Raw genomic sequence first — 4,494 nt, 5'->3', positions numbered from 1 at the left:
GGTTCGGCATGTTCCAGTCGGAGATCACGAACTCGAAGCTGCCACTGCTGAGCTTGTTCAGGGCGTCCTGGCCATCCTCGGCCTCTTCCACGTTGGTGAAACCGAGCTCCTTCAACAGGCTGCGCACGATGCGTCGCATGGTCGGGAAATCATCTACCACCAGGATGCTCATGTCCTTGTTTGCCATCGGATATCCTCTTCAATCACGGTAGTCGAGTGCCGTCACGTCGGTGTCGGCAGGATTCAGAACTCTTCCCACTCTTCCTCGGTGGCCGTCTCGCGCACCGGCGGCCGACGTGGGGAGGTCGTCGGTTGCAGGGCGGGGCTTGCCGGCTGAGTTTAGGCACGAGTCCCTTGCGGCGCTGGCGGTGCGCTCTCCATGGTCCCCGTCAGCCTGAAGACCGACACCGCCCGTTCCAGGCGGTCGACCTGTTCTTCCAGAGAGGCGGCGGCTGCCGACGCTTCCTGTACCAGGGAGGCGTTCTGTTGGGTGATCTGGTCCATCTGTCCCATGATGGCCACTGCGGCGATGAGCACCACGAAGCAGGCAGGGATGGCCACCATGGCCGCGTGGATGCTGATACTTCGCAAGAGCCATATCATGCCAGCGTTTCCTTCTGCGTATGGACTGGGCGCGTTGCCCGATGACGGTGTGGGTCTTGTTGTCTATACCCGTTGGGCGCGGCCCGAGGCTGCTGCCAGGGAGAGCAGGCGAGGGGCGATTTCCTCCAGTGGCAGCACGTCGGACGCCGCGTCCAGTGCGATGGCCTCGCGCGGCATACCGAAGACCACACAGCTGGCCTCGTCCTGAGCGAGTGTGGCCGAGCCCGCCTGGCGCATCTCCAGCAGGCCAGCAGCACCATCCTTGCCCATCCCGGTGAGCAGTACGCCGATGGCATTGCGTCCCGCTTGGCTTGCGGCGGAGTGAAACAACACATCCACCGAGGGGCGATGTCGGTTGACCGGCAAGCCGTCATCGAGGCGTGCGACATAGTTGGCACCGCTGCGTGCCAGCTTGAGGTGGACGTCACCCGGGGCGATGTAGGCATGGCCGGGCAGGATGCGTTCGCCGTCTACTGCCTCCTTGACGCTGATCTGGCACAGGCGGTCGAGGCGTTCGGCGAAGGAGCGGGTGAAGCCCCCCGGCATGTGCTGGGTAATCAGGATGGCCGGGCTGTTGGCTGGCAGCGGCTCGAGCACATTGCGGATGGCCTCGGTGCCACCGGTGGAAGCGCCGATGATAATCAGTTTTTCGCTGGAGACCATGGGAGCCTTGAGCAGCCGGGGGCCGGGGGTATCCGGGCGCCTTGCCTGGCGTGGGCGAGATCGCGCCGCGGCCCGGAGCTTCTCGGCAATCTCCGTTGCATACTCCATCATGCCATGCCGGATGCCCAATGATGGCTTGGCCACAAAATCCACGGCACCCAGTTCCAAGGCGTGCAGTGTCACCTCGGAGCCGGCCTGGGTCAGCGATGAGACCATCAAGACCGGCATTGGGCGTAGGCGCATCAGGCGTTCGAGGAAGTCGAGGCCGTCCATGCGCGGCATCTCGACATCCAGTGTCAGCACATCCGGATTGTGACGCTTGATCAGATCGCGTGCCGCGATGGGGTCCGGGGCTACGGCCACGACGTCCATGTCGGGCTGTTGATTGATGATTTCCGTCAGCAGGTCGCGTATCAGCGCCGAATCGTCGACACACAGCACCTTGATTCTGTTGGCGCTCAAGGGGTTGTCTCCTGTTGTCTTGGCAGCCCATGGGGAGGCCGCTCCGGCCGGCCATAGGACGTCTATCGGCCAGAACGCGCGAGACTTTAATGGTTCAACGCGCGGACTGGCGTGTATAGACGGTCTGGCCGCGCAGCCTGAATGCTTCGGTGAGGTAGGAAAAGCTCTCGGAATGGCCAGCAAACAGCAGGCCATCGGGCTTGAGTAGTGGGGCAAATCGCTCAAGGATCCGGGACTGGGTTGTCTTGTCGAAGTAGATCATGGTGTTGCGGCAGAAGATCGCATCGAAGGGTCCGGTCACCGGCCACTGGGGAGCAAGCAGGTTGAGAGGCTGAAAGTCGATCATCTCTGCGACGTCCGGGCGAATGCGTGCGAAGCCCTTGTGAGGTCCCTTGCCACGCTGAAAGAAGCGCTTGACCCTCGATTCCTCGAGCTTGCACACCTGCTCCAGGGGATAGATGCCGGCCCGCCCCCTGTCCAGGGCGTCGGTATCGATATCAGTCGCCACGACCTCCGCCTGGCTGGCCCTTGGCCCCATGGCTTCCATCAGGGTCATGGCGATGGAGTAGGGCTCCTCTCCCGTCGATGCCGCGGCACACCAGATGCGCACCTTTCCCGAGTGCGTGCGCACATGGTCGGCCAGCAGGGGGAAATGGTGCGCTTCACGGAAGAAGGCCGTGAGGTTGGTGGTCAGGGCATTGGTGAAGGATTCCCACTCCCGGGCATCGGGCTGACGCTCCAGACGCGCCAGATAATCGGCGAAACGCGTCAGGCCGTGATGGCGCAACCGCTTCGCCAGGCGGCTGTAGACCATCTCGCGTTTGTGCTCGGCGAGCACAATGCCTGCTCGTTGGTAGATCAACTGGCGGATTCTGGAGAAATCGTTATCGGTCAGCTCGAGATCTCGCTCGAGCCGACCGTGCCCCCAGCTTTTTTCCTCCGCCGGCATGGCGACAGCTCGAGGATCGCTCAAAATTCCTCCCACTCCTCGACAGCCGAGGCCTGGTGGTCCTCGTCCTTGCTCGCAACCGGGCTGGCACCTTGATGAGAGGACGAACGTCGTTGCGACTCGCTGTCAGGCGCCTGATGACTTGATCGACGCTTCGCCAGGGAGGGCGCTCGCTCCATACCCGCGCCCTGCAGGCGGAAGGCAGAAATGGCATTGCTCAATAGGCTCGCCTGCTGCTCGAGCTCGCCGGCGGCACGGGCCGAGGCCTGGACCCGGGCGGCGTTCTGCTGGGTTACCTGATCCATTTCCACCACCGCCTGGTTGATCTGTCCGATACCGTTGCTCTGTTCCTCGGATGCGGCGGTGATCTCTCCCATGATGTCATTGACGCGGGTGGAAGCCTCCATGACGGCATTGAGGGACGTCTCCGCCTTGCGTACCAGATCGGCGCCGCCGTCGATCTGACGGGCCGAGCCGTCGATCAGCTCCCGAATCTCGCTGGCAGCGTCGGCACTGCGGCCGGCCAGCTTGCGGACTTCGCCGGCCACGACGGCGAAACCGCGCCCCTGCTCGCCGGCTCGAGCCGCTTCTACCGACGCATTAAGGGCCAGTATGTTGGTCTGGAAGGCGATGGAGTCGATGACATTGATGATTTCTGTCATCTTGCGTGAGCCTTCGGTGATCTGGCCCATGGTGTCAACGACCTGGTGCATCAAGTCGCCGGTCTCCTGGGTGCGCGCGGCATTCTCGGAGGCCAGGCCACTGGCTTGGCGGGCATTGTCCGAGTTGTGCTGCACCGTCGTGGTCATCTCTTCCATGCTGGAGGCCGTCTGCTGGAGAGAAGCGGCCTGCTGCTCTGTACGGGCAGAGAGATCTTCGTTGCCCGACGCGATGTCTCGAGCGGCCGGTGTCACCACGCGGATCCCGCCGTTGACGTCGCCGACAATGCTGCCGAGGCTCTTGCGCATGATATCGAGGGCTTCGAGCAGGCGGCCCAGCTCGTCGCGCCGGCGAGATGGCACGTCTGCGGCGAGGTTGCCCGAGGCGATCTGAAGAGTGAAGGCCTCTGCATCACGCAGCGGCCGCAACATGGCGCGTAGCGTCAGGGTACTGATCACGAACAGCACCAGCAGGCCGATGGCCAGCATGCCGGCCTGTACCATCAGCATCAACTGTTGCTCTGCCCGGGCCTCGTTGGCCAGGGTTGCCGCGTTGGCCTGTTTGCCCTCGATGAGGTCATTGACCTCAGTGGAGAGTTCCTCGCCCATCGCCTGCATCTCCTCGATATGCGGCGGCAGTTTGGTGAACGTTTCGAAGTTGTCGTCGCTCTGGAGCAGGGTGATGGCCTGCCCTATACCTGCTTCCAGGTAGTCCGTCAGCATGGTATCGAAGGTATCGGCCTGCCCACCCTGGTTGGCCTCTCTAGCGCGATATTCAGCCCATAGCGTATCCAGGGATGTCTCGATCTCCTGCAGCTCCTCGGTGTGCTGGTCCTTGTTCTCGATCAGCATGGATCGCTCACTGCGGGAGAGCGACTGGTGGGCCCGGGTTGCCAGCTGGTCGATCTGTTGCAGGCGGGCCACATCCTGCAAGCCGTCGCGGTCCAGTGTCTGGAGGCGCTCGCCGGACATCTGCAGACCAAAGAGCCCCATGGCACCACTTGCCGAGAGCAGCAGGCCGGCCACGACTACCATGGTCACCAAGCGTGCCCGCAGGCTACGCAGGTTGAGGCGCGAAAGGCGGCCGCCCAGGCCGCGGCGATGAAGCTTCCCGCGATCGAGGGTGAAGCGGCTACCCTTGCCTTCGCGGATGAGGGC

General features: G+C 63.3%; 5 protein-coding genes. All 5 read right to left on the bottom strand.

Going from position 1 to position 4,494, the window contains the following annotated elements:
• Nucleotides 1-187: response regulator (locus RI841_RS14690; protein WP_310706378.1), on the bottom strand; the 187-nt coding region annotated here is incomplete at its 3' end.
• 152 nt (nucleotides 188-339) lie between these two features.
• On the bottom strand, nucleotides 340-603 hold the full coding sequence (locus tag RI841_RS16530; protein ID WP_405000950.1) for a hypothetical protein: 264 nt from the start codon (nucleotides 601-603) through the stop codon (nucleotides 340-342).
• A gap of 63 nt (nucleotides 604-666) precedes the next feature.
• The gene (locus RI841_RS14680; protein ID WP_310706377.1) at nucleotides 667-1,728 is read right to left on the bottom strand and encodes a chemotaxis response regulator protein-glutamate methylesterase; all 1,062 of its coding nucleotides are present in this window, start codon (nucleotides 1,726-1,728) and stop codon (nucleotides 667-669) included.
• Nucleotides 1,729-1,822: 94 nt separating this feature from the next.
• On the bottom strand, nucleotides 1,823-2,677 hold the full coding sequence (locus RI841_RS14675) for a CheR family methyltransferase (protein ID WP_310706379.1): 855 nt from the start codon (nucleotides 2,675-2,677) through the stop codon (nucleotides 1,823-1,825).
• A gap of 20 nt (nucleotides 2,678-2,697) precedes the next feature.
• On the bottom strand, nucleotides 2,698-4,494 hold a 1,797-nt coding region (locus RI841_RS14670; protein ID WP_310706376.1), incomplete at its 5' end, for a methyl-accepting chemotaxis protein.

The sequence above is a fragment of the Halomonas sp. genome (assembly GCF_031581305.1).
Classification (GTDB): Bacteria; Pseudomonadota; Gammaproteobacteria; order Pseudomonadales; family Halomonadaceae; genus Halomonas.
The sequence above is the reverse complement of the archived record's forward strand: the minus strand, read 5'-3'. Positions and strand labels throughout refer to the sequence as shown.